Origin of the sequence: Oscillibacter sp. KLE 1728 (assembly GCF_934833455.1) — a bacterium.
Lineage (GTDB): Bacteria > Bacillota > Clostridia > Oscillospirales > Oscillospiraceae > Oscillibacter > Oscillibacter welbionis.
In genome coordinates, this window is record NZ_CAKVVF010000028.1 from 1 (window position 1) to 24,980 (window position 24,980).

General features: G+C 63.3%; 22 protein-coding genes. 10 read left to right on the forward strand and 12 right to left on the reverse strand.

What is annotated here, in order from left to right:
* The 8 genes from QVE23_RS04790 to QVE23_RS04825 all read right to left on the reverse strand — a co-directional run.
* The coding region (locus QVE23_RS04790) for a PCRF domain-containing protein (RefSeq protein WP_287967672.1) at positions 1–439 on the reverse strand (439 nt) is incomplete at its 3' end.
* 42 nt (positions 440–481) lie between these two features.
* The gene (locus tag QVE23_RS04795) at positions 482–970 is read right to left on the reverse strand and encodes a flavodoxin family protein (RefSeq protein WP_021747798.1); all 489 of its coding nucleotides are present in this window, start codon (positions 968–970) and stop codon (positions 482–484) included.
* Between the two features lie 19 nt (positions 971–989).
* Positions 990–1,811 carry a YdcF family protein gene (locus tag QVE23_RS04800; RefSeq protein ID WP_287967673.1) on the reverse strand — a complete coding sequence of 274 codons (822 nt, stop codon included), beginning with the start codon at positions 1,809–1,811 and terminating at the stop codon, positions 990–992.
* The gene (gene abc-f, locus QVE23_RS04805) at positions 1,792–3,699 is read right to left on the reverse strand and encodes a ribosomal protection-like ABC-F family protein (protein ID WP_287967674.1); all 1,908 of its coding nucleotides are present in this window, start codon (positions 3,697–3,699) and stop codon (positions 1,792–1,794) included. The genes QVE23_RS04800 and abc-f overlap by 20 nt, the downstream gene beginning before the upstream one ends.
* Positions 3,692–5,065, reverse strand: coding sequence for a UDP-N-acetylmuramoyl-tripeptide--D-alanyl-D-alanine ligase (locus tag QVE23_RS04810; RefSeq protein ID WP_287967675.1), 1,374 nt, complete (start codon positions 5,063–5,065; stop codon positions 3,692–3,694). The genes abc-f and QVE23_RS04810 overlap by 8 nt, the downstream gene beginning before the upstream one ends.
* A 5-nt stretch (positions 5,066–5,070) precedes the next feature.
* Positions 5,071–6,126: a D-alanine--D-alanine ligase family protein gene (locus QVE23_RS04815; protein WP_119310862.1), complete on the reverse strand. Its 1,056-nt coding sequence runs from the start codon at positions 6,124–6,126 to the stop codon at positions 5,071–5,073.
* A gap of 181 nt (positions 6,127–6,307) precedes the next feature.
* Positions 6,308–7,288, reverse strand: coding sequence for a cadherin-like domain-containing protein (locus tag QVE23_RS04820; RefSeq protein ID WP_287967097.1), 981 nt, complete (start codon positions 7,286–7,288; stop codon positions 6,308–6,310).
* 117 nt (positions 7,289–7,405) lie between these two features.
* On the reverse strand, positions 7,406–8,581 hold the full coding sequence (locus QVE23_RS04825; protein ID WP_119310861.1) for an FtsW/RodA/SpoVE family cell cycle protein: 1,176 nt from the start codon (positions 8,579–8,581) through the stop codon (positions 7,406–7,408).
* Between the two features lie 154 nt (positions 8,582–8,735).
* Here QVE23_RS04825 and tsaE point away from each other — a divergent pair, with 154 nt between their 5' ends.
* The 4 genes from tsaE to QVE23_RS04845 all read left to right on the forward strand — a co-directional run bounded on the left by tsaE (position 8,736) and on the right by QVE23_RS04845 (position 11,210).
* Complete coding sequence (tsaE, locus tag QVE23_RS04830; RefSeq protein WP_287967676.1) at positions 8,736–9,164, forward strand: tRNA (adenosine(37)-N6)-threonylcarbamoyltransferase complex ATPase subunit type 1 TsaE; 429 nt, start codon at positions 8,736–8,738, stop codon at positions 9,162–9,164.
* Positions 9,161–9,859, forward strand: a complete 699-nt coding sequence (tsaB, locus tag QVE23_RS04835) for a tRNA (adenosine(37)-N6)-threonylcarbamoyltransferase complex dimerization subunit type 1 TsaB (protein ID WP_021747807.1) — start codon at positions 9,161–9,163, stop codon at positions 9,857–9,859. The genes tsaE and tsaB overlap by 4 nt, the downstream gene beginning before the upstream one ends.
* 65 nt (positions 9,860–9,924) lie before the next feature.
* Positions 9,925–10,557 (forward strand): uracil phosphoribosyltransferase, encoded by a 633-nt coding sequence (gene upp, locus QVE23_RS04840; protein WP_021747808.1) that lies wholly within the window; start codon positions 9,925–9,927, stop codon positions 10,555–10,557.
* 65 nt (positions 10,558–10,622) lie between these two features.
* Positions 10,623–11,210 carry a hypothetical protein gene (locus tag QVE23_RS04845; RefSeq protein WP_287967677.1) on the forward strand — a complete coding sequence of 196 codons (588 nt, stop codon included), beginning with the start codon at positions 10,623–10,625 and terminating at the stop codon, positions 11,208–11,210.
* A gap of 96 nt (positions 11,211–11,306) precedes the next feature.
* On the opposite strand, the gene trhA is transcribed toward QVE23_RS04845, so the two are convergent.
* From trhA to QVE23_RS04860, 3 genes are all read right to left on the reverse strand, one after another.
* A complete protein-coding gene (gene trhA / locus QVE23_RS04850; RefSeq protein WP_021747810.1) occupies positions 11,307–11,966 on the reverse strand; it encodes a PAQR family membrane homeostasis protein TrhA in 660 nt (219 codons plus the stop codon).
* 188 nt (positions 11,967–12,154) lie between these two features.
* Positions 12,155–13,561 (reverse strand): alanine/glycine:cation symporter family protein, encoded by a 1,407-nt coding sequence (locus tag QVE23_RS04855; RefSeq protein ID WP_021747812.1) that lies wholly within the window; start codon positions 13,559–13,561, stop codon positions 12,155–12,157.
* 158 nt (positions 13,562–13,719) lie between these two features.
* Positions 13,720–14,913 (reverse strand): immunoglobulin-like domain-containing protein, encoded by a 1,194-nt coding sequence (locus QVE23_RS04860; RefSeq protein ID WP_021747813.1) that lies wholly within the window; start codon positions 14,911–14,913, stop codon positions 13,720–13,722.
* Positions 14,914–15,237: 324 nt separating this feature from the next.
* Between QVE23_RS04860 and ssnA the strand changes: the two genes are divergently transcribed.
* Entirely contained in the window at positions 15,238–16,581 is a 1,344-nt protein-coding gene (ssnA, locus tag QVE23_RS04865; RefSeq protein WP_021747815.1) for a putative aminohydrolase SsnA, read from the forward strand.
* 72 nt (positions 16,582–16,653) lie between these two features.
* Positions 16,654–19,605: a putative selenate reductase subunit YgfK gene (gene ygfK / locus QVE23_RS04870; protein ID WP_287967678.1), complete on the forward strand. Its 2,952-nt coding sequence runs from the start codon at positions 16,654–16,656 to the stop codon at positions 19,603–19,605.
* A gap of 52 nt (positions 19,606–19,657) precedes the next feature.
* Here the strand turns inward: ygfK and QVE23_RS04875 are convergent, their stop codons facing one another.
* Positions 19,658–20,542, reverse strand: coding sequence for a helix-turn-helix domain-containing protein (locus tag QVE23_RS04875; RefSeq protein ID WP_287967679.1), 885 nt, complete (start codon positions 20,540–20,542; stop codon positions 19,658–19,660).
* Positions 20,543–20,727: 185 nt separating this feature from the next.
* Here QVE23_RS04875 and QVE23_RS04880 point away from each other — a divergent pair, with 185 nt between their 5' ends.
* From QVE23_RS04880 to QVE23_RS04895, 4 genes are all read left to right on the forward strand, one after another.
* Entirely contained in the window at positions 20,728–21,186 is a 459-nt protein-coding gene (locus tag QVE23_RS04880) for an RNA polymerase sigma factor (protein ID WP_119310857.1), read from the forward strand.
* Complete coding sequence (locus QVE23_RS04885; RefSeq protein ID WP_287553977.1) at positions 21,183–22,229, forward strand: DUF4179 domain-containing protein; 1,047 nt, start codon at positions 21,183–21,185, stop codon at positions 22,227–22,229. Before QVE23_RS04880 ends, QVE23_RS04885 begins: the two co-directional genes overlap by 4 nt.
* Before the next feature lie 100 nt (positions 22,230–22,329).
* Positions 22,330–23,253: an AAA family ATPase gene (locus QVE23_RS04890; protein ID WP_021747821.1), complete on the forward strand. Its 924-nt coding sequence runs from the start codon at positions 22,330–22,332 to the stop codon at positions 23,251–23,253.
* Positions 23,253–24,977: a vWA domain-containing protein gene (locus QVE23_RS04895; protein ID WP_287967181.1), complete on the forward strand. Its 1,725-nt coding sequence runs from the start codon at positions 23,253–23,255 to the stop codon at positions 24,975–24,977. Before QVE23_RS04890 ends, QVE23_RS04895 begins: the two co-directional genes overlap by 1 nt.
* Positions 24,978–24,980 lie beyond the last annotated feature (3 nt).

The following is a 24,980-nucleotide window of genomic DNA, read 5'->3' on the forward strand; positions in this document are numbered from 1 at the left end:
GCTCCACGGTGTCAGTCCTCCAGCCCCGGGCGGTAGCGTACATGGTGTACATCCGCAGCAGCGACGCGGCAAACAGCGCCGCCTCCTCGCCGCCGGTACCCGCCCGGATCTCCAGGATCACGTTCTTCCGGTCATTGGGATCCTTGGGCAGCAGCAGGAGCTTCAGCTCCTGCCGCAGCCGCTCCATCTCTTCCCGTGCGGCGGTCAGCTCCTCCTGGGCCAACTCCCGCATCTCCGGGTCAGAGAGCAGCTCCTCCGCCGCGGCTCGGTCCGCCTCCGCCTGCCGGTATGCCTGGTACGCCTCTGCCACCGGAGTCAGGTCCTTCAGCTCCCGATTTACAGTCTTCAGCCGCTCCGCGTCGCCATAGACAGACGGGTCTGCCAGCTGGGCCTGCAGGTCCTCATACCGCAGGGCCAGCTCCTTCAGTTTTTCCAGCATGGGGCATCTCCTCTCCCGTTGATTTCAGAAAAGGGTCTGCCGCTACTGCCCCTCCAGAAAGGCCCGGACCTGGCGGAGAAACTCCTCCTGCCAGAATGCCCAGCCCACGTCCCCGCTTCGCAAGGACACCGCCGCCAGATGACCGGCGGGCACACAGAGATCCATCTGGCGATAAACCTCCTGGTACTGGGAGCCGCTGCTGCGGGTCAGCACATAGGCCGCGTTGCGGATCTCCCCGCCCCGGTCTTTCAGAAAGGACCGCATGACGGCGCTGGATCGCCCGGCCCACACCGGCGTGCCCAGGATCACCAAGCGGTAGTCCCCCAGGGGACGGGCTGTCTCCAACGGGGCCACGGGGCGGGTGTCTTTGCGCATGGCGTCCAGCCCACAGCGCAGCCAGCCCCGCCAGCCGCTCCGGTCCGCGTTGTCCCGCAGCTCCGCCAGCTCCGCGTCCAGGGCGGCGGCAATCTCCTCCATGGCCTTCTTGGTGTTCCCCGTCCGGGAGTAATAGATACATAAGATATCGCTCATTTGGTTCCTCCGTATCCGCTCAGTCAAACAGAAAGGTCTTTACCATGGCAAAGGCCTCCCGCAGGGTGTAATTGATCTCCAAATGAACCCAGGGCAGCGGCGCTGGGATCCCGGCCACGTCTCCGTAGCCCTCCCGGGCAGCGATCAGCTCCGCCCGGGCGATGTGAAAGTCGTTGGTGACAACAGCCACCCGTCCCTCCGCTGGGTCCACCCCCGCCTCATACAGCAGGGGCTTGGAGAGGGCGAAGTTCTCCGCCGTGTTGGTTGCCTGATCCTCCAGAATCAGCCGCCCCGGCTCCACGCCATGGGCCGTGAGGTAGTCGTACATGCACGCCGCCTCGCTGATCTCCTCGCCGTAGCCGGTGCCGCCGGTGAGCACTGCCGGGATGTCCGGCCACCGCTCCAGATAGTCCACGGCCTTGTCCAGCCGGGTCCGCAGGGACAGGGACGGCTCAGTGCCGTTGACCCCCGCCCCCAGGACGATGACCGCGTCTGCCGGCAGGGGCGTCATGTCGCTGCGCCCCCGGTTAATGATAAAGACCTCCAGCCCCAGCAGCGCAGCCAGTCCCACCGTAAGGCAGCCATAAAAGCCCCGGTGGATCAGCCGCCAGCGGTGATTTCCGGCGGCCAGGCGATCCAGCAGCCAGGAAAGCACCAGGAGCGCCGCCAGCCCCAGCAGCAGAAAGCCGGAAAACCGGATGCCCAGGCTCCGGATGAGCACCAGAAGCAGGCCGAAAACGGCGCAGCCCGCCGCCCCGATCAGCCGGGCCTGTCCTCTTCTGCGGCCCCGGTAGACATCGTACCGGTACAGGGGCCGCTGTTTAGCCCTCTGCCTCTTCACTGAGCTGCTCCCACCTTTCGTACAGGGCGTCCAGCTCCGCCTGGGCGGCGTCCTTCTGCCCCACCAGCTCGTTCAGCTTCTCATAGTCACAGGCCGCGGCCTCCATATCCGCCTCCAGAGCGGCGATGCGCTCCTCCGCCCTGGCGATGTCCCGCTCACAGATGGTCAGCTGCCGCCTGGCCGCCTGCTGGGCCTTGTTGCCCCGCTGGGGCCGCTCCGCAGCGGGCTTTTCCCGCTCCTTCTCCGGCTTGGGAGCGGCGGCCTTCTCCGCCTCCTCCTGAGCCTTCATCTGCCGGTATTGGGCAAAGCCGCAGGGATAATCCGTGATGGTGCCATCCGCCAGCTCCCAGATCCGGGTGGCGAAGCGGTTGATGAAGTACCGGTCATGGCTGACAAACAGGAGCGTCCCGTCGTAGGCCTCCACCGCCTCCTCGATCCACTCCCGGGAGTCGATGTCCAGATGGTTGGTGGGCTCGTCCAGGATCAGGAAGTTGATCTCGTCATCCATCAGCATGCACAGCCGCAGGCGGCTCTGCTCCCCGCCGGAGAGCACCGACACCGGCTTGAATACGTCCTCGCCCCGGAAGTCGTATGCCGCCAGCCGGTTTCGGGCCGACTGGGCCGAGAGGCCCTTTTTGGCCGCCATCATATTCTCCACCAGGTTCCAGTCCGGGTGGTCGAAGCGGATGATCTGGGGCAGGTATGCCTCCTTCACCTGGGGGCCGGTTTTGATGCGGCCGTCGTCCGGATACAGCTCCCCCACGATCATCTTGATAAGGGTGGACTTTCCGGTGCCGTTGTCGCCGATGAGGGCGATGCGCTCGCCCCCCTCCACCTTCAGGCTGATGCCCTCAAAGAGGTGCTTGTCCCCGTAGGACTTGGACACGTTCCGGATGCCCAGCACCTCGTCCCCGTGGAACTCCGCGGAGGAGAACCGGGCGTCCATCTTCCGCGCCTTGGTGGGTTTGGCGGTGGTCCGCATCCGCTCGATGCGCCTTTCCATGGAGATGGCCCGGCGGTAGGTCTTGTCCATGCCCATGAAAGCCCAGACCCGCAATTGCTCCGCCGCCTTCTCCAACTGTGCGATCTTGGCCTGCTCTTTTTCGTACTGCTTCATCCGCTCCTGGTAGCGGCGTTCCTTCTCCACGGCATAGAAGCTGTAATTCCCGCTGTAAAACTCCGCTTTCCCGTCCTGGATCTCGATGACCCGGGTGACGGTGCGGTCCAGGAAATACCGGTCGTGGGAGATGGTGACCACCGTGCCGTGGAAAGAGCGAATGTACTCCTCCAGCCACTCGGTAGCGTGGAGGTCCAGGTGGTTGGTGGGCTCGTCCAGCAGCAGGATGTCCGTGTCCTCCAGGATGAGGCGGCCCAGGTTCACCCGGGTCTTTTCCCCGCCGGAGAGGCTGTCGAACAGCTGGGACCGCTGGCTGTCCGGAATGGACAGGCCGTTGGCGATCTTATTCACCGCCACATCCGTGTCATAGCCGCCAAATGCCTCAAACCGCTCGCTTAATGTGCCGTACCGCTTCAAAATGGCAGGGTCGCTCTCCCCGGCGGCCATCCGGGCCTCCAGGGCCCGCATCTCCTCCGCCAGGCTCTCCAGCCGGGCGAAGGCGGAGCGCAGCACGTCCTCTACTGTGCAGCCGGCGGGGTAGACGGGGATCTGGGAGATCAGGCCCACCCGCCGGCCCTGGCCCACCACGACGGTGCCCTCGTCGTAGTCCAGCTCGCCGGTCAGTATCTTGAACAGGGTGGTCTTGCCCGCGCCGTTGCGGCCCAGCAGCCCCACCCGCTCCCCCTGGTCCACCTGAAAGGTGAGGCCGTCCAGGACGTTCTTCCCCACCTCAAAGGACTTCACCAGGTTGTTCACTTGAATTTCAATCATACGCTTGTTTCAACTGCTCCACGATCCAGCCAAAGTGCATGGCGTGGGACGCCTTCACCAGCATGGCGGTGTCGGTGCCCAGCTGGTCAGTCAATTCGTGGACGGCCTCCTCCTTGGTGGCAAAATGGGTGACGGAACCGCCGCTCTGGGCGGCGCCGTCGGCGATCTTCTCCGCCTTGGCGCCGATGGCCACCACCTCGTCGATGCCCAGCATGGCGGCCAGGGCGCCCATGTTGTAGTGGGCCTGGTCCGTCAGGTCCCCCAGTTCCCCCATGTCCCCCAGCACGGCCACCTTCCGGCCGCACTCAGTCTTGGCCAGGATCTCCAGGGCCGCAGTGACGGACTGGGGATTGGCGTTGTAGCAGTCATCCAGCACCAGCCGCCCGTCCCGCAGACGAAGCACCCGCATCCGGGATCCGGCGGGTTCATACGAAGCCGCGCCCCGGGTGATCTCCTCCGTGGAAAGGCCCAGCTCCTCTCCCACCGCCACGGCGATGGCGGCAGAGTAGGCCATGTGCTCTCCCGGCGCAGGGATGGTCAGGTGATAGGTGTCCCGGGGGGACACGACGGTGCAGGTAATTCCCGCTACGCCGTGGTCGGCCATGTCCATCACCCGGACGGCGCAGTGCTCCGACCGGCCGCAGCGGACGGTCCGGAAGGGCAGGTCCAGGGTGTTCAGCAGGGCGTCATCCCCGTTAAGGACCGCCAGTCCCTCCGGCTTCAGGTTCTCAAAAATCTCGCTCTTGGCCTTGAGGATCCCCTCCCGGCTGCCCAGATGCTCGATGTGGGCGTCACCGATGTTGGAGATGACGGCGATGTCCGGCCGCACCATCTCCCCCAAATAGCGGATCTCCCCGAAGTGGTTCATGCCGGTCTCGATCACCGCCGCCTGATGCTCCGGCCCCAGGCCCAGCAGGGTCAGGGGCGTGCCGATGTCGTTGTTGAAGTTCTCCGGTGTCTTCAGCACCCGGAGCTTCGCCCCCAGCACCGCCGCCAGCATCTCCTTTGTGGTGGTCTTGCCCACGCTGCCGGTGACCTGGACAAAGGGGATGGCGAACCGGTCCCGGTAGGCGGACGCCAGGGCCCGCAGGGCCAGCCGGGTGTCCGCCACCTGGATATAGAACTTGTCTAGCCGCAGCAGTTCCGGCCTCCGGGCGCACAAGCACCCGGCGGCTCCCGCGTCCAGGGCCCTGTCGATGAAGTCATGGCCGTCGAACCGCTCCCCCACCCAGGGCAGGAACAGGCAGCCGGGGGCAATCTTCCGGCTGTCGGTGCACACAGCGGTGACGGGGGCCGCCCCCTTCCGGGGATTCAGCCAGGTGCCGTCCACAGCGGATATGATCTCAGGAATGGTCATTGGCTGCATGCAGTTCACCCTCTTCTCTTCACGTCGCAGGAGAGCCGCACGATCTCCTCGCAGAGCTGGTTGTAGCTCATGCCCACGGCGGCGGCCTCCTTGGGGACAAAGCTGTTGGGGGTCATGCCCGGCAGGGAGTTGGCCTCCAGCACCCACAGATTTCCGTCTTTGTCCAGAATCATGTCCGTGCGGGAGTAGACCTCCAATCCCAACGCCCGGTGGGTCCGCAGGGCCAGCTCACCGGCGGCCTGCATCACCGCGGGCGGCACATCGGCCGGACAGGTCTCCACCGCCGCGCCGGCCTGGTACTTGGCCACGTAGTCAAATTCCTTTCCGGCGGGCACGGTCTCCACCGCCGGCAGCCAGCGGTCCCCCAGGACCGCCACTGTCAGCTCCCGGCCGTAGATCCGCTCCTCCGCCAGGACCTTGGCGCCGTAGCGCAGCACCTCCTCCAGGGCCCGCTTCAGCTCCGTCCGGTCCTCCGGTAAGTACACCCCCAGGGACGAACCGCCCCCGATGGTCTTGATGACGCAGGGCATAGGCAGCGTCTGGGCCAGGGGCTCCGCCTCATCCAGTCCATAGGACAGCAGCCGCCACTTGGGGGTGGGGATGCCGCACGCGTCCAGAATCTGCTTGGAAACCGCCTTGTCCATGGCGACAGCGGAGGCCAGATGACCCGCGCCGGTGTAGGGCACGCCCAGTAAATCCAGGGCGGCCTGGATGCGGCCGTCCTCCCCGTCCATACCGTGGAGGCCCAGGAACACCAGGTCCGCCTTCTGGCAGATGTCCAGCACGTGGGGGCCGATGTGGCTGGGGCCCTGATCCTTCCGGCCGCGCTTCACCGTCTCCAGGTCCGGCGCCTCCACCTCGATCTTCGCGTCGGGGCACAGGCCGTCGGGCGCGTCAAACAGGGTCTCCAGGTCCGCCGGGACCTCCTCCAGCCCCAGGAACAGATCCACCAGGATGGCCCGATGGCCGTTTTCCCGCAGGGCGCGGCACACGCCGGTGCCCGTCACCAGGGAGACCGCCCGCTCTGTGGAGATTCCCCCCGCCAATACAACGATCTTCATGCTCGTTTCCAGTCCCTTCTATCTTGACTGCTCTCCGATGGGTAGTCATAATCATCCTATTTTAATGTTCCATAGTTTAGCACAAACCGCCCCCAAATACAACTGTTAAAACGCCGCAGGCCCTCCGAAAAAGCACGGGCGCTTTTTCGGAGGGCTGTTTGTTCTGCTGGAAATTTCCGGCTCAGAGGAGCCAGTCGAAGAGGCCGGCCGGTTCTCCCTCCAGCAGGGTGCCGGCGGCGGAAAGCATCTGGGCCGCGTCCGCCCGGGTGACGGTTTCTCCCATGGCGGCGCTGCCGAAGCTGCCCGCGGCGAGGACGCTGACCGCCTCCATGTTCCCCACGGCCTGGGCCGCCCAGGAGGGCACTGCCTCCCGGTCTGCGTACCAGCCGGCCAGATCCACATCCTCCACCGCCAGGACGCGGTTGAGCACGGTAGCCGCCTCATTGAAGGTGATGGGTTCGTCTCCCTGGAAGGCCACGCCCTCCGCTGTGGAGACGCCCTGAATGATGCCGTCCGCCACACCGGCCGCGGCGTAGGCCTTGGCCCAGGTGGGGATGGCCGCGTCGTCGCAGAAGCCGGTCATGGTGACGGCGGTAGGCTCGTCCCCGGCAGTCTCCATCACCATGGCCAGAAACTCGCTGCGGGAGACGGGCTTATCCGGCTCAAAGTAGTACTGGTCTCCGATCTTGGCTCCGGTGAAAATCCCCGCCTCCGCCAGGTCCTGCGCGGCCACCGCGGCGGTGCTGTCCGCCGTGTCCGCATAGGTGACGCCGGACTTGGCCTTCTCAATGGTGACGCTCACCGTGGCAGGCTGAGACACGCGTCCGGCGCTGTCAGTGGCGGTATAGGTGAAGCTGTCGCTCCCGGTGGAATCCCCCTCCGGGGTATAGGTGAAGCTGGCGCCGTCAATCTGGACGGTGCCCTTTTTGGGCTCTTTCTCCACGGTGAAGGTCAGGTCCTCTCCCTCGCCGCCCGCGGCCAGAAACTGGGCGTGATAGGGAATGCCCCGGTAGGTGCGGATCTCCAGCGCCTGGGCCGTGGGGATCCCCTCTGCCGGCTGGGCCTTCTCCTTGCCGCCGAACAGGGCGGCGGCGTTGACGGACAGGGTCAGGACTACCGCCAGGCACAGGGCGGCGGCGCGTTTCATCAGTTGGGTCTTCAAGGCGATCATACCTCCTGTATTGAATTGGGTGCACCGCTAGTTTCTTCCCGCCCGCCGGAAATATGCAGAAAAACACGGCCGGAGCGCACTCCGGCCGTGTTTGGGAGATCCTTCCGCTCACCCCAGGGGCCTGCCCGGACGGCGGACCACAGGGGATCGCTTTTTGATGCCGGACACCACGCCCATGGCGGCATACAGCGTCAACAGCGAGGACCCGCCGTAGCTGAAGAACGGCAGGGTCAGACCGATCACGGGCATCACAAACAGGCACATACCGATGTTCACCACAGTCTGGAAGATCAGCATGGCCGCCACACCCACACAGACATAGCAGTGGAAGGGCGTCTCAGCCCGGCGGGCTACCAGCAGCACCCGGATGATGATGGCCGCCAGCAGGGCGATCACAACAAGACAGCCGATCATCCCCAGCTCCTCCCCGCAGACACAGAAGATGAAGTCCGTGTGCCGGGCCGGCAGGGACCCCTCCCCCGCCTGAGTCTGGGTGCCCTGCATGTATCCCTGGCCGAAGAGGCCGCCGGAGCCCAGGGCCAGCAGGCCCCGGGTCTGCTGCCAGCCTGCTCCCAGGGTATCATAGGAGTGGTCAAACAGGACCCGGAAACGGTTGATCATATAGTCCGGCATCAGGCCCAGAGCCACCGAGGCGGCAATGGCTGCCCCGCTGCCGGCGAACAGCAGGACGAACCACCGCAGAGCGAAGCCTGCCACAAAGGCCATGCACAGAAAGATGAAGAAAAATGTCAGGCCGTTGCCCATATCCCCGGAAATCCCCACGTACCACCCCATCAGGGCGATGGTGTGCCCCGCCACCATCAGGGCGGAGGGGAAGGATTTCAGATCCCGCTTCACCTCCCGCAGCCACTCCAGCTGCTTGGCCAGCAGCAGGGTGAAGGTGATCTTCACCACCTCCGCCGGGCCGATGCTGAAGGGGAGAAAGGGAAATTTCAGCCATGCGGTGTTGCCCGTGTTGTCCGAGACGCCAAAGGGTGTCAGCAGCAGGGCGATGAACACGACGTTGAAGGCCACAAGCCACTTCCACCGCCGCATCAGCCGCTCCAGGTCCAACATGGACATGAAGATATAGGCGCAGATGCCCAGCACCATGGCCGCCCCCTGGACGCCCACATATCGCACGATGCCGCCGATGTTCAGATACCGGGTGGCGCTGGCGATCAGCGCCATGCCGTACAGGGTGGCGGCGCAGCAGAGCCCCAGCAGCACCAGGTCGGCCTGCTGGATGAAGTCTGCCAGAATGGCTTTCAGTCGGTTCCACATGGGCGTTTCCATTTCCTCCGGCGCAGAATTTGACGAATGCAGTATACCACAAATGAAAAGATGTGTAAACGCCGCAAATTTGTTTTTACAGACTGTTCAAAATATGGTATACTGAATCGGATTTGGAAATGTCACTGGAAAGGAGCGCTGCTTCGTGGAGTATATTTCCCACAGCGAGGCGGAGACGGAGGCCTTTGGTGAACGGTTGGCCGCCGCTCTCTCTCCCGGCGCCGTGGTGGCCTACCGGGGCGGTCTGGGCATGGGCAAGACCGCCTTTACCCGTGGCCTTGCCCGTGGCCTGGGATGCCGGGGCCGGGTCACCAGCCCCACCTTCACCATCGTCAACGAGTATGAGGGCCCTACCCCTCTGTTCCACTTCGATATGTACCGGCTGAGCGGGTCTGAGGACCTGTTCGACATCGGCTGGGAGGACTATCTCTCCCGGGGCGGCGTCTGCGCCGTGGAGTGGAGCGAGCAGGTGGCGGACGCCCTGCCGGAGGGCACGGTCTATGTGACCCTCACCCGCCATCCGGAGCACGACGGCTGGCGGAGCATCACCGTGGAAGGAGGTGCCGCCCGATGAGGATCTTGGCACTGGAAACCTCCGCCAAGGCGGTCTCCGCCGCCGTGACGGAGGATGGGAAAGTCCTCTGCTCCGGCTATCAGGACACCGGCCTCACCCACAGCCGCACCCTGATGCCCATTGTGGAGGCCATGCTGAAAAACACCGGCCTGACCGTCCAGGACTGCGACGCCGTCGCTGTGGCGGCAGGCCCGGGGTCCTTCACCGGCATCCGCATCGGCGTCTCGGCTGCCAAGGGACTGGCCTTTGCCGCGGACAAGCCCTGCGCGGCCGTCTCCACCCTGGAGGCCATGGCCCGGAACGTGGCCCACATGGACGCCCTGGTGGTCTGCGCCATGGACGCCCGGCGCAGCCAGATCTACAACGCCCTCTTCACCTCCGAACATGGCCGCCTGACCCGCCGGACGCCGGATCGCGCCATCGGCCTTGCGGAGCTGGCGGAGGAGCTGCGGAGCGAGCCGCTGCCCCTGGTGATCGTGGGGGACGGCGCCGTCCTCTGTGAGAAGGCGCTGACAGAGTCGGGACTGCCCTGCCGCCTGGCACCGCCCCAACTGGTGATGCAGAACGCCATGTCCGTGGCCCTGTGCGCCGAGGACCTGGCCCGGGCGGGAAAGCTGGTCTCCGCCCAGGAATTGCTTCCGGTCTATCTCCGCCCTCCCCAGGCCCAGCGTCTGCGGCAGCCGCCCCAGATCTGAGGGAACGGTTTAGATCGTAGGGAACGGTTTACATCAAGGATATCAGAGAAAAGGAGTTTATAAGTATGAGCGGCAAAGTGCATGTGATGGACCACCCCCTGGTGGCCCACAAGCTGACCATCCTGCGGGACAAGGACACCAGCGTCAAGGATTTCCGGGAGATCGTCTCCGAGATCGGGATGCTGATCACCTATGAGGCCACCCGGGATCTGCCCCTGACCACCAAGGAGGTGGAGACCCCCATCTGCAGGACCATCGCCCCCACCCTGAAAGGCAAGAAGTTCGCTGTGGTGCCCATCCTCCGGGCGGGCCTGGGGCTGGTGGACGGTGTGCTGCGGATGGTGCCCTCCGCCCGGGTGGGCCACATCGGCATGTTCCGGGATGAGGAGACGCTGGAGCCCCATGTCTACTTCTGCAAGATGCCCAAGGACATTGCGGAGCGGGACATCATGATCGTGGATCCCATGCTGGCCACCGGCGGCAGCGCCGAGGCCGCCATCACCGAGATGAAGAAGCGGGGCTGCAAAAACATCAAGCTGATGGTTCTGCTGGCCGCGCCGGAGGGTGTGGAGCGCATCCAGAAGGCCCACCCGGACGTGGACATCTACTGCGGCGCCGTGGATGACCATCTGAACGAGCACGGCTATATTGTCCCCGGTCTGGGCGATGCCGGCGACCGGATCTTCGGGACAAAATAAAGCGCTCTCCCTTTACGTGTGTGATGCACGGCAGGCCGGTCCCGTCCGGCGGAAAGGAGCATACCATGGCCCCAGAGCAGACGAACGCCAAACGGCACGGCCCCAACCGGGCCACGACGGTGATCTGTCTGGTACTGATTCTCGCTGCCGCACTGGTCATTGCCCGCATGGTGAAATTCCGGTCACAGGTGGACGTGACACTCCCGGCGGTCCTGTGGGAGGATGGCGAGGCCACGGCCGTGAACACCACTCTGCATTTCCACGGGGAGATGGTGAAGCAGTGGGGGCAGGATGACAGCTTCAGCGGCTATCTGGAACTGGAGGACCAGCCCTTCACCTCTGAGGAAGCCAGCAAGGTCTGGCTGACCATGGCCCATGAGGGCGGCGGCCTCAACCGGGGCCTGCTCGAATACGGAAAGTTCCCCGCCCACACGTTTTTCGGGGAACTGTACACAGACCGGGAATATACGCAGTTCTTCCTGTTCCCCTTTGAGCGGGTCCCCGGCGAGGACGACGGAACGTCAACCTACGTAGCCGGCTCCTCCGTCTATGTCGCTCCGGCAGCATCTCTGGACGAGGCAAAAGCTCTGCTGGAGTCGTACGGCTTGATGGAGTCGCACGGCCTTCCGATACCGGATGAAAGCCCGCAATAAACCGCGCCAGTGTTCCAATTGCACAGATTCCAAAAGCAGCCCGGCGGATATTCCGCCGGGCTGCTTTCGTTTTCAGTCAGATTTTTCGCCACTGCGTCACAGCACATACAGATATACCGCCAGATAGTGGAAGAAAGACCCCGCCAGAATCAACAGGTGGAACAGTTCGTGGAAGGTCCACTCTGCAGAGATGTTTGGCTTCTTGACGGCGTAGAACACCGCTCCCACCGAGTAGCAGATCCCGCCCAGGGCCACCAGCGTCAGGCAGGGCTGGCCCAGAGCGGTGAAGTCCTTTGCCACAAACACCACGGACCATCCCATGATGAGATATACTGCCGTGGACAGCATCCGCGGTGCGTTGATCCACAGCATCTTCGCCAGCACCCCCGCCAGGGCCACGCCCCAGAGGATCAGGCAGAATTGTGTTCCCCTGGGCTGGGGCAGCAGCACCACGCAGAAGGGCGTGTAGCTGCCGGCAATCAACACATAGATCATACTGTGGTCCATTTTCCGCAGCACCCGCTTCACTCCGCCGCTGGCGGCAGTGCCGGGATAGTAGTGATAGATGGCGCTGGCGGCATACAGTGCCGCCATAGACAGACAGAAGCACAGGGCCGCCGCCACCGCCGGTATGGCCGCATCCGTCCAGACGCCCCGAAGCAGATACAGCAGACCGCCCCCCAGTGCGGCCACCGCGCCGAGCGCATGGGTTTCACAGCTGATGGGGTCCTGGGCCTTTGCAAACAGTTTGCGCATGGAATGGTCTCTCCTTCTTGAAATCCGGCATCATGCCGTCCGCATCATATAATATAGTTTTCGATATTATATTAAGCGATTTCATTTTTTATTTCAAGTAGTTTTTGTAAATTTTCTGTTTCTATTCCATTCTATGCAAAAAAAGCGGACGCCGAAGCGTCCGCTTTCAAAGCCCTGCCGTTTTTATTTCAGTTCCAGTATTCGGTCTTTTCCTTCAGGTCGATGTCCGCGGCCCGGAACACGGGGTTCTTGCCGGCCCTGCGCTGCTCGGTATAGTTCCGCAGGGCTGCCGCCGCCGGACGGGAGAGGACCGCGATCACCGGAATGTTGATGAGCACCATGACGCCCATCAGCACGTCAGACAGGTTCCACACCAGATCCAGCGTGAGGCCGGCGCCCAGGAAAATCAGTCCCATGGCAATCAGGCGGAACACCACCATGAACCGCTTGGAGGGCACGTGCCCCAGCAGATACGCCAGGGCATTGTCCACATAGTAGAGGTTTCCGATCAGAGTTGTGAAGGCAAAGAGCACCATGGCCACGGTGATGAAAACGGGACCCAGGGTGCCGAAGGAGGCGGCCAGGGCCGACTGCACATAGGGGGCGCCCTGCAGCTCCACTGCGGGCTCCACACCGGAGCACAGCAGCATGAAGGCGGTGGCGGAGCAGATCACCAGCGTGTCCAGGAAGACAGACAGCATCTGGACCAGCCCCTGCTTCACCGGATGGCTGACATTGGCAGAGGCGGCAGCGTTGGGGGCGGAGCCCACGCCGGCCTCGTTGGAAAAGAGGCCCCGCTTCACGCCCTGCATCACGGCAGAGCCGGTGAAGCCGGCGAAGATGGCCTGGAAATCGAACGCCTCGGAGAAGATCCGTCCGAACACCTGGGGAATCAGCCCCACGTTCATGACGATGACCACCAGGGCCACCAGCACGTACAGTCCGCCCATGATGGGCACCAGAGTGGAGGCGAAGGCGATGATCCGCTTGCCGCCGCCCATGACGCAGTACCCGGTCAGCAGCGCCACGATGCCGCCGATGATCCAGGGCGTCCACTCCGGGGAATAAAAGCTGTATCCGGAGAAGGTGGACTGGAGGTTGTAGGAGCAGAGCATGTTGAAGCCGCCGGCGTAGGTGGCGATGAGGCTCAGGGCAAACAGCACCGCCAGGGGACGGCTGTGGAGGGCCGCCTCAATATAATAGGCAGGGCCGCCGTAACTCTCGCCGGTCTCCGGGTTCCGGCGCTTGTAAATCTGCGCCAGCGTGGATTCGGTAAAGGCCGTGGCGCCGCCCAGCAGGGCGATGAGCCACATCCAGAACACGGCGCCGTAGCCGCCCATGCAGATGGCCACGGACACGCCGATAATGTTGCCCGTACCTACCCGGGAGGCGGTGGACACCATCAGCGCCTGGAAGGAGGACACGCTTCCCTCCTTCTCCGGCCGCTCCACCACCACGCGGATGGCCTCCCGCAGCAGCCGCAGCTGCGGGAACCGGTTCCGAATGGTGAAAAACAGTCCGGCGGCCACCAACAGAATCACCAGCAGGTAGGTATACATCCAGTTGCTCAAATCCGCAATGATCTCTCCCAGCATGTGTGCATCTCTCTCCTTTTTAATGTTGGGGAATGGTCGGGAAATCGTTTCAATCAGCCCGAATAGAATATCAGAGCTTTTGTGCCCTTGTCAATGGAAAATCCCAAGATTTTGCAGTATTCTACGGAAAAACCGGCAAACCGCCGGCCCCGCAGTCTCTATTCCGCCGGATAGCCGCAGAGATCGCCGGGATCAGTCAGTTCAGCGTCCGGCACAAAGTCAACCGTCAGCGTGCCGTCCTTCTCCGTTTCATAAGTGATGTGCAGGAGTGCTCCGGATTCCAGCCAGGAAAGGTCCCTCACTGCCGTGGCCCGGTCATCCAGCTCCCGGATGGTCCAGGACCTGCTCCATGTTCCGCTCTCCGGGTCACAGCGTATGACGCTGAATTCTGCAGGGTCCTCCGTCAGGGAAGCAGCCCGCATCCCGTCGCCTGACCAGATCCGATAGCGGGCGGTATTTTCCGCCAGCCGGTCATCTGTCATCGCTTCCGCCGCGGGTACCAGGAAGGATCCGGAGCCGGAGGGCAGCAGAAACGCCTTCTCACTGTCGTACTGTTCTGTGCTCTCCCAGTCTGCGCCGTTGGAGAGGTATACGTCCGTGCCGTCCGTCACGATGTAGGAAAATCGTTTCTCCGTGATCTCTCCGCCGGTCCGCATCCGCCAGAGAAAGCCGCGGCCGTCATAGATGACGTCGATCAGCATGGGCCAGCTCTCATAGTAGTTCTGAAGGGTCCGCAGCTGGCAGGGGATGCCCAGGGAGACCTTCTCCAAAAATATCTCCGCCGCATCCGCGTTCTCCGTTCCCGCCTCGGTGAACACCACGGCACCGCCGGCGGAGAGCTCCGCCGGGTCGCCGTACTCCGGTACCTCCTCCATGGGGCCGAAGCCGTAAGGCGTCTCTGCGGAGATGACCGCCCCCTTTGTCAGGGTGAACTCCGCCGCGGCCGTATATTCTCCGATCTCTTTGATGACGCGGAACGTACCGCCGCCGGAGAAGTCGTAGTCAAACAGGGACAGGATGCACGGAAACGCCTGCTTTTCACCGGACGGCAGGGTATACAGCATGGCATCCCATCCGGCGTTCTCAGCCAGGGGCACCTGGGTCCAGCTGCCGTCCGCCTCCCGCACATCCAGCCAATAGGGCGCCCCATACTCCAGAGATTCCCCTTCCCCCTCATAGGACAGGATGCACCACACCGTCTCCACCGACGGGTCGTAGGTCTCCCACTCCGTGGTCAGGGCGGTCCGGGGCGGGTCATCTGTTTCGTATACCGTTGTCACCGCAATGTCGCCGGAATCGCCGCATCCCGTCAGCAGCGCAAAAGCCAGCAGGCAAATCCAAAGCCGTTTCATTCTGACGCCTCCTCTTTCTCTGATTCCATCGCTTTCTTTATTTCATTTCATGTAGACGGACCCGGTTGGGAATAAGTTCCGCCGCTTTCCGGCAAACTACACAAAATCCATCTGAAAATTTTTGAGCTTCCCTGCTTGCATTTTAGGCTGCTGTCCGGTAAAATACAAGTACAAGGGAAGAATGATAGCTGCAACGAAGTGCTGCGCGCACGGGCTGACACCTATCATTCCGGTCTTTTGGTAGGTGTTTCAAACCGACAGCGGTTTGAAGCGCCTTTTCTTTTTATCAGATATGCAAAAGACGGACAAAAGGAGGTCATTTTTATGATTTTACTGGCAAACGGCAAGGTCATCACCCGGGATCCGGAGGGCATCGGCTACCTGCCGGACGGCGGCGTGGTCACCGATGGCGGCAAGATCGTGGAGGTCGGCACCACCGCGGATCTGAAGGCCAAGTACCCCCAGGCGGAATTTGTGGACGCTCGTGGCGGCGTCATCATGCCGGGCCTTATCAATGCCCACACCCACATCTACTCCGCCCTGGCCCGGGGCCTCTCCATCGATGGGTACAACCCCACCAGCTTCTATGAGGTGCTGGACGGCCAGTGGTGGTACATTGACCGGAATCTGGACCTGGAGGCCACCAAGGCCAGCGCCCAGGCCCTGGTGATCGACTCCATCAAGCAGGGCGTCACCACCATTTTCGACCATCACGCCAGCTTCTGTGAGGTCCCCGGCTCCCTGATGCGGATCGCCGAGGTGACGAGGGAATTCGGGATGCGGGCGTGCCTGTGCTATGAGGTCAGCGACCGGGACGGGGAGGAGAAATCCCTTCAGTCCGTGCAGGAGAACAAGGACTTCATCGACTACTGCGAGCAGAACCCCTCCGATATGCTGAAGGCCATGTTCGGCGGACATGCCCTGTTCACCATCTCCGACAAGACCTTTGACCGGATGGCGGCGGCCAACAGCGGCCGGGTGGGCTATCACATCCACGTGTCCGAGGGCATGAACGACGTGTACGACTCCCTCCAGAACTACGGCCGCCGGCCCGTCCAGCGGCTCCAGGACCACGGCATCCTGGGACCCAAGACCATCCTGGGCCACTGCATCCATGTGAACACGGCGGAAATGGATATCATCAAGGCCACGGACACCATGTGCGTCAACAACCCGGAGAGCAACATGGGCAACGCCGTGGGTATCTCTCCGGTGCTGCAGCTCTACAAGAAGGGCATTCTGATCGGTCTGGGTACCGACGCCTACACCAACGACATGCTGGAGTCCATCAAGGTGGCCCTGTGCTCCCAGCGGCACAACGCCTGTATGCCCAACGTGGGCTGGTGCGAGGTGACGGACATGCTGTTCCGCAACAACGCCAAGATGGCGGAGCGCACCGGCTTCCCCACTCTGGGCGTGCTGAAGCCCGGCGCGGCGGCGGACGTGATCGTCATGGACTACAAGCCCTTCACACCGTTCTCTGATGCCAACATCGACGGGCACATGCTCTTCGGCATGACGGGGCGGCAGTGCCAGACCACCATGATTAACGGCAGAATCCTGATGAAGGACCGGGTCCTGACGGAGATCGACGAGGAGGCCGTGAATGCCCACATTCTGGAGAGCAGCAAGCGTCTGTGGGGCCGGCTGAACCACAAGGAGTATTGATGACCGGCCGATGTGCCCCTGCGGAAGCAGTGCGCATTCGTATTTCAGGAGTTATTCTGAGGAGGAAAAACTATGTCTGAGTTAATGACCCCCATTCCCTTTCGGGAATTGATGACCTGGATCACCACCGAATACCGCCGGGACGGCGCCGTGTTCGGCGTCCACAAGCCCTACAAGGCCGGCGTGAAGAAGCTCCCCATCTTCGGGGAGACCATCGAGACTCCGTTCGGCCCCGCCGCCGGCCCCAACACCCAGCTGGCCCAGAACATCATTGCCGGCTATTTCGCCGGCGCCCGGTTCTTCGAGCTGAAGACCGTCCAGAAGATGGACGGCGCAGATCTGGCCGCCTGCATCAACCGCCCCTGCATTCTGGCGGAGGATGAGTGCTACAACTGCGAGTGGTCCACGGAGCTGTATGTCCAGCAGGCCTTTGAGGAGTATGTGAAGGCCTGGTGCGCCCTGAAGATCATGGCAAAGGTCTATGGTCTGGGCGATCCCAACGGATTCGTGTTCAACATGTCCGTGGGCTATGACCTGGCAGGCATCCAGGGTGAGAAGATCGACACCTTCCTGAACGGCATGGTGGACGCCTCCAAGACGCCCATCTTCCAGGAGTGCATCGCTGTTTTGAAGGAGTTCTTCCCGGGAGAAAGCGATTATATCGACACGATCACTCCCCATGTGTCCGGATCCGTGACGGTGTCCACCCTCCACGGCTGCCCGCCGGACGAGATCGAGCGGATCGCCAGCTACCTGCTGGAGAAGAAGCACCTGCACACCTTCGTCAAGTGCAATCCCACCATCCTGGGGTACGAGACCGCCCGGTCCATTCTGGACTCCATGGGCTATGACTATATCGCCTTCGACGACCACCACTTCAAGGAGGACCTGCAGTATTCCGACGCGGTGCCCATGTTCCACCGCCTCCAGGCCCTGGCGGACCGGGAGGGTCTGGAATTTGGCCTGAAGCTCTCCAACACCTTCCCTGTGGACGTGAAGGCCGGGGAACTGCCCAGCGAGGAGATGTACATGGCGGGCAAGTCCCTCTTCCCCCTGACCACCACCATGGCCGCCATGATGGCCAAGGAGTTTGGCGGGAAGCTGCGCCTCTCTTATGCCGGCGGTGCCGACGCCTTCAACATTGACAAGCTGTTCGCCTGCGGTATCTGGCCCATCACCATGGCCACCACCGAGCTGAAGCCCGGCGGCTACCAGCGGTTCACCCAGATCGGAGACAAGCTGGACGCTCTGGACTTCAAGCCCTTCACCGGCGTGGACGTGGTCGGCATCGAGGCCCTCTCTCTGGCGGCCCGGTCCGACAAGTATCACGTGAAGGCCATCAAGCCCCTGCCCCGCCGCAAACTCTATGAAAAGGTTCCCCTGCTGGACTGCTTCACCGCTCCCTGCAAGGGCGGCTGCCCCATCCACCAGGACATTCCGGAGTATATCGAGCTGTGCCGGAAGGGCGCGTACGCCTCCGCCCTGCGGCTCATCACCGAGAAGAACCCCCTGCCTTTCATCACGGGCACCATCTGCGCCCACAACTGCATGACCAAGTGTATGCGGAATTATTACGACGAGCCCGTGAACATCCGGGCCACCAAGCTGGTGGCGGCCGAAAAGGGCTATGACGCCTACATGTCCAAGATCACGCCTCCCGCGCCGGTGACGGACGGCCGGAAGGTGGCCGTCATCGGCGGCGGCCCCACCGGCATGTCCGCGGCGTACTTCGTGGGCCGGGCGGGCATCCCCGTGACGCTGTTTGAAAAAGCGGACCGCCTGGGCGGCATCGTCCGGCAGGTGATCCCTGCCTTCCGCATCAGCGACGAGGCCATCGACAAGGACGTGGCTCTGATGGAGAAGATGGGCGTGGAGGTAAAGCTGAACACCGAGGCCCCCTCTGTGGCAGAGCTGAAGGCACAGGGCTATACCCACATCTTCTTCGCCGTAGGCGCCTGGAAGGCCGGACGGCTGGACATCCCCGGCAACGTGGTGCCGGTCATCGGCTGGCTGCGCGACATGAAGGCGGGTAAGGACGTCTCCCTGGGCCATGTGGCCGTGGTGGGCGGCGGCAACACCGCCATGGACGCCGCCCGGGCCGCTCTGCGGGCCGGGGCCAAATCCTCTACCCTGGTGTACCGCCGGACGAAGAAGTATATGCCCGCCGATGCGGAGGAGCTGGAGATGGCCATTGCCGACGGCGTGGAGTTCCTGGAGCTGGTAGCCCCTGTGGAGCAGAAGGACGGCAAGCTGATTTGTGAGAAGATGAAGCTGGGCGACCCGGACGACAAGGGCCGCCGCAAGCCCGTCCCCACCGGCGAAATGGTGGAGATCCCCTGCGACACCGTGGTCTCCGCCGTGGGCGAGAAGGTTGAGAGCGAGGTTTTCACCCGGAACGGCATCACCGTGGACGAGAAGGGCATCCCCGCCTTCAAGACCAATCTCGAGGGCGTCTACGCCGGCGGCGACGCCATGCGCGGGCCCGCCACCGTGGTGGAGGGCATTGCCGACGCCCAGTATTTCGCCAATGCCGTCATCGGCGAGGCCCACAAGTTTGCCATCCCCGCCAAGGCCGTAGCCACCCGGGAGGAGGCCGTCGCCAAGAAGGGCGTCCTCTGCGAGAGCGCCAAGTGCGAGGGCGACCGGTGCCTGACCTGCAACGTGGTGTGCCAGGTCTGCGCCGACGTGTGCCCCAACCGGGCCAATGTGGTCATCGAGCTGCCGGACGGCCGCCAGCAGATCCTCCACGTGGACCGGATGTGCAACGAGTGCGGCAACTGCGCCGTGTTCTGCCCCTACGACTCCGCCCCCTACCGGGAGAAGTTCACCCTGTTCCTGACCCGGGAGGGCTTTGACGAGAGTGTAAACAATCAGGGCTTCCTGCCTCTGGGCGGGAAGAAGGTGCTGGTGCGCCTGGACAGCAAGGTGTTCGAGGCAGATCTGGACGCCAAGAACGACCTGCCCGCCGACATCGAGGTGTTCATCTGGACGGTGCTGACCAAGTACGCCTATCTGATGGGATAACCGAACAGACACAAAGGCAGGAGGCCGGGAGACCGGCCTCCTGTTTTTGTGTTTAGTGCTTTCCCCTGCCGGACCGCCTCCAGGTTATGGCTGCAGCGCAGATGAAATACACCCCAATATGGAGCACCAGCGCCACCAGGCCAAAGCCCGCCTCCGCCGTCAGCAGGAGAAGGACTCCCTGTGCGACGGTGTATAGCAGGGCAATGATCCGTTCCTGCCGCCTGCGGGTCTCGTCCGGCTCCCCGCCCAGCCGCCAAAACTGCCGCACCGTGCACCAGACCGCCGCCGCCAGGAAAAGGGCCAGCAGAGGCAGGTCTCTCAGCTTGCCCAGCTGGACATACCAGGCGGTCTGACCGACGCCGTACAGCCCTACCGCCACGCCCGCGGCGTACCAGGAGGAAAACTGGGAGGCCGTCTGCTCCCGTCGCCGGATAGGCGGCTGGGCCAGCAGCCAGAGCCCCGCCAGGGCCACCGCCGCCCAAAGGGCAAAGAGCCACTCTACGCCGTGAGCTTTCAGAAAACCAGCCAGGCCGGTGTAGATGCGGACCCACTCCACCCCCGCCGGAGCCTCGGAAACCACGACAGGAAAGACGGCGCTCAGAATCCCCATGGTCACCATACCCAAAGAACCCGCGCCGGTGACGATGCCGCCGGCGATATACCAGGGCCAGTCTCTGTGAACAGAGGGCCTTTCCGTTCCCTGCAGGAACTCCGCCGCCGAAAGCCGATCCTCCCCATCCTGTTCCTCATCCAGCAGCCACTCCACGTCCACACTGAACAGCCGGGCGCAGGGCAGCAGTTTCGCCGCGTCCGGCAGGGCCGCCCCCTGTTCCCAGCGGCTCACCGCCTGGCGGGAGACCCCCAGCCGCTCCGCCAGCGCCTCCTGACTGAGCCCCTCCCGCTTCCGCAGGCGGGTCAGTTTTTCTCCAAAGGACATGAGTCTTCCTCCTCCAGTCTCTTTCGCTGGTCCCATCATACCAAGCGCCGCCGGGAAAGTCCACCACAGCCACCTGACACCGCCGCAACCAAACGCAACATTCCCGCCAAAACAAATGTAATGTTTTTTCTCTTTGCAGCAATTCCGCCCTCTGCCGGGTATTCCTTACAGAAGGATGTGATCACATGCCCGATACCGCCGAAGCCGTGGCGCAATACGGCTCCGCAGTCTACCGGCTGGCCTACGCCATGACCCGCTCCCGCAGCGACGCCGACGACGTGTTTCAGGAGGTTTTTCTCCGGCTCCACCGGTCCGCTCCGGATTTTGCGAATGAGGAACACCGGCGGGCGTGGCTCCTGCGGGTGACGGCCAACTGCGCAAGGAGCCTGCTGGCCTCCCCCTGGCGGATGCGGACCCTCCCGCTGGAGGATGTCTATTCCTACCAAGACTCCGTGGAATCCGCTGTGGACGAGGCTCTGGCCCATCTCCCCGGCAAATACCGGGCCGTCATCCACCTGTTCTACTATGAGGGCTATCAGACGGAGGAGATCGCCCGGATTCTGGGCCGGTCTCCCTCCACCGTCCGGGCACAGCTGACCCGGGCCCGGCAGAAGCTGCGGACATTGCTGAAGGAGGATATATGAACTTTTCCAAAACCTACCGCCGGATGAACGAGCCTGTCGGCCCGTCGCCGGACCTGATCCGCAAGACTCTCTCCCACCCTGACCGACACCGCCTCCCCCTGCGCCGGCTGGCGGCGGCCGCTGCCGTGGCGGCAGTGCTGCTGGCCACCCCAGCCCTGGCGGTCTGGTCGGAGACGGGATATGCGGTTTTATACCGGATTGCCCCCGCCGTAGCCCAGTTCTTCCAGCCGGTGCAGGAAGCCTGCACGGACAGCGGCATCACCATGGAGGTAGCGGCCGTCCGGGTGGAGGGAGACACTGCCCAGGCGTACATCGTCCTCTCCGGCGGTCCTGTGGACGCCACCACAGACCTGTTTGACAGTTGGTCCTTCCACCTGCCCTTTGACCAGACCGGCCGCTGTGAGCGGGTGGCCTGGGACGAGGCCACCGGGACAGTCACTTTTCTCTGCACTGTGAAAACCATGGACGGCTCCCCCATTCCCACCGGCGGCAAGATGACCTTCTCCGTCCGGCAGCTGCTGACAGGCAAGAAGGCGATGGAGGGCGTGACGGTGGACCTGAAGCTGACGAACTATGCCCAAGAGGCGGAGACCGCCCTCACCTGGGGGGCTGATCTCCCTGCCGCAGGGGTGAGGGAACCGGAGGTGACCTATTACTCTGCCACCGGTGGAAGCGGCGATCTGGCTTCCGTAATGCTGCAACCCGGTGAAGTCCTGGCGGAGCCCGCGGAGGGCCTGCCCATCACAGCCGCCGGTTACGCAGACGGCCTCTTCCACATCCAGCTGTGCCGGGGAGACGCCTCCAGGACGGACAACCACGCGTTTTTGTGGATGGAAGATGCCGACGGCAGGGAATTCCATTGTACCGGTATCTCTTATTTTACAGGTGAGACGGCTGGCGGCCGGACGGATTATATGGACTTTCTCTTTGCCGTCCCGCCGGAGGAGCTGGCAGGATGCACCCTCCACGGCAACTTCTATACCGCCGCCACCCTGACGGAGGGCCTCTGGCAAGTGACTTTTCCCCTGGAGAATACAGATTGATCCTTTCAGCGCGCCCGGTGAATGTCGGGCGCGCCTTTTTCTCTTGCCATTTTCAGGAATCATGCTATGATAGAGTCAGAAAACACGGGAGGTTCACACTATGTTGGATATGCTGGAATTTCTGCGGGATGAAGGCGTCAGCGCCGACATCACTGCGGAGATCGAAAAATTTCGGGACGCCTATCCGGAGGAGGACGAGACCCTGCGGCGCCGGGTCCCCGATCCCCGGTATCTCTATTATGGAAAGGACATCTGGGAGGAGGCCATCACCGCCATCCTCTGCGGAGAGAACCTGCTGCTGGTAGGCCCCAAGGCCACTGGCAAGAATGTGCTGGCGGAAAACCTGGCCACCGTGTTCGGCCGCCCCAGCTGGAACGTGTCCTTCTACATCAACACAGACGCCGCCACCCTGCTGGGCACGGACACCTTTGAAAACGGCGCCGTACAGCTGCGGAAGGGCCCCATCTACCAGTGTGCGGAGACCGGCGGCTTCGGCGTGTTGGATGAGATCAACATGGCCAAGAACGAGTCTTTGGCGGTGCTCCACGCCACGCTGGACTTCCGCCGCTCCATCGACATGCCTGGCTATGAACGCATTCCCCTTCACGACGCCACCCGCTTCATCGCCACCATGAACTACGGCTACGCCGGCACCCGGGAGCTGAATGAGGCTCTGGCCTCCCGGTTCGTGGTGATCGACATGCCCGCCATCACCACCGAGGGGCTCATCAAGCTCCTGAAGCGGGAGTTCCCCTCTCTGAAAGGCGTGTATGCCGAGCAGTTCGCCGGATTGTTCCAGGACATCCAGAAGAAATGCGACGGCGGAGAGCTTTCTACCAAGCCTCTGGACCTGCGGGGCCTGCTGGCCGCCGTGCGACTGATGCGCACCGGGCTGGAGGGCAACCGGGCGCTGGATCTGGGCCTTGTCAACAAGTCCTTTGATGACTTTGAGCGGCAGCTGGTGCGGGACGTGATCCGCACCCGCCTGCCGGAGACGCTCCGCCGTGAGGATGTGTTTGACTGATGGAGATCCTGGACAGTGAGAAGCGGCGGGCCCGGAACCTGATCTGGAACGCCGCTGCGGACTACTCCTTCGAGCCGGACTTCAAGGCATACGACGAGGATGGCCGTGCAGACCTGTATTGGAACAGCATCATCGGCGCCGTGCGGAAGAATTACGGAGCAGAGACCATAGAAGGGCTGTTTGAATCCCTCCACGGCTGCTCCAAGGAACAGCTCTTTGAGCAGCTGCTGTGGCTGGGGCTGGAAAACGCCGTCTACCAGCGGGAGGCTCCCCGCCGGCCGGCGCTGCCCTCCCTGCGGCGGAGCTATGCCCGCCGGGCCGTGGCTCTGGACCAGCGGGCAGATCCCGGCGACCTGCTGGCCGCGCTGGAAAACGCCCACTTCTGCCGGGCCCTGGGGCAGAGCGAACCGCCCCTGCTGCCCAGGGACCGGGAAATGCTGGATGCCCTGGAGTTCCCCGGAGACCTGGACGGCCCTGCCATTGCGGAGCGGGCCCTGGCATTCCTCCACACCTATTTCCATTTCACCCCCGGCGAGACCCAGGCCCAGGAGGCGGAGGAGCGGAAACGGCGCCGCCCCCTCTTCGCCTTCCGCCGCCGGTCCGAGGCGGACCTGCTGCCCGCCGTGCGGGCCTTTGGCCACGGGTTCGGGGAGCATCTGGTGAAGGGCCAGGGCGGCGGAGCCAACGCAGAGCCGGTCCAGCGCCGCCTGACGGACTACAACCTGGCCCAGACGGAAGCCGCCCTGCGAAAATACATGCGGGGCTACTTCGGCGCCCCCCTATACGACCAGTCGCAGCTGGAGAGCCTGGAGCGGGAGCTCTGCGTGGACGAGCACCAGGGCTGCCACCTGTACTACGCCACCGGAGACGACACTCATGAAAAGCTCAAGGGCTATGTGGCCGCCCAGCGGCGCAACGCCCTGCGACAGATGGAGCTGAACCGGGCCGCCTACGAAGCCGACGCCACCCGCCACCGCACCAGCATCCGCCGCCTCACCGCCCGCATCCGCAACGCCATGCTGGCTTATCTCCAGCCCACCCCTGTCCGTGCCGCCTCCGGCGCGCTGGATGCCGGCCGCATCTGGCGGGGCGTGTACTTGGACGACAACAAGGTGTTCACCCGTATTCTCCAGTCGGATCCCGGCGACCTGTCGGTGGACATTCTTCTGGATGCCTCCAGCTCCCAGATCGACCGGCAGGCGGTGGTGGCCGCCCAAGGCTATATGATTGCCGAAAGCCTTACCCGCTGCCACATTCCGGTGCGAGTATCCTCCTTCTGCTCCCTCAGCGGATACACCGTGGTGACCCGCTATCGGGACTACTATGAGACGGACAAAAACGACCGCATCTTCAATTACTTCACCACCGGCTGCAACCGGGACGGCCTGGCCATCCGGGCCTTGGCCAAGGGACTGGAGGACTCCCCCAGCGAACACAAGCTGGTAATCCTCCTCTCCGACGTGAAACCCAACGACGTGATCCAGATGAACCACAGCGGAAGCTTTGTGGAATACGCCGCGGACAACGGCATCCAGAACACCGCCATGGAGATCCGGTCCCTGACCTACAAGGGCATCAACGTCATGTGCGTTTTCACCGGGAATGACGACGACCTGCCCGCCGCCCACACCGTCTATGGCCGGAACTTCGCCCGCATCCGTTCCCTGGACCAGTTCGCCGACACGGTGGGTTCCCTCATCCAAAACCAAATCCGCAGTCTGTAAAGC